This is a genomic window from Sphingomonas sp. CCH9-F2 (assembly GCF_001556735.1).
Classification (GTDB): domain Bacteria; phylum Pseudomonadota; class Alphaproteobacteria; order Sphingomonadales; family Sphingomonadaceae; genus Sphingomonas; species Sphingomonas ginsenosidimutans.
This window is the reverse complement of sequence record NZ_LSJO01000677.1, coordinates 1-326: the sequence shown is the minus strand read 5'-3', so window position 1 is coordinate 326 and position 326 is coordinate 1. Positions and strand designations below refer to the sequence as shown.

General features: G+C 61.0%; 1 pseudogene. It reads right to left on the bottom strand.

Features of this window, described 5'->3' with window-relative positions:
* Nucleotides 1-254 (bottom strand): annotated as a pseudogene (locus AX685_RS19460) (IS110 family transposase); the annotation flags it as partial.
* Nucleotides 255-326: the final 72 nt, after the last annotated feature.

The following is a 326-nucleotide window of genomic DNA, read 5'->3' as shown; positions in this document are numbered from 1 at the left end:
ACATACGGCTTAACATAGGCTGGCGGCATGAGGCGCACCTCATGGCCGATCGCCATCAACTCACGCGCCCAGTGATGCGCCGAGGCACACGCTTCCATGCCGACCAGGCAACGCGGCAACTCAGCGAAGAAGCGGATGACTTCGGTCCTGCGCAGCTTGCGCCGGATCAGCACTGCGCCATCGGCGCCGATAGCGTGAACCTGAAACACATTCTTCGCCAGATCCAATCCGGCGGTGACAACCTCCTGCTCCATGGAACGACTCCTAGACGTGGACCTACAACGACCACATCATCGCACAGCTACGCTGGTGCGGAGGTCGTCCAC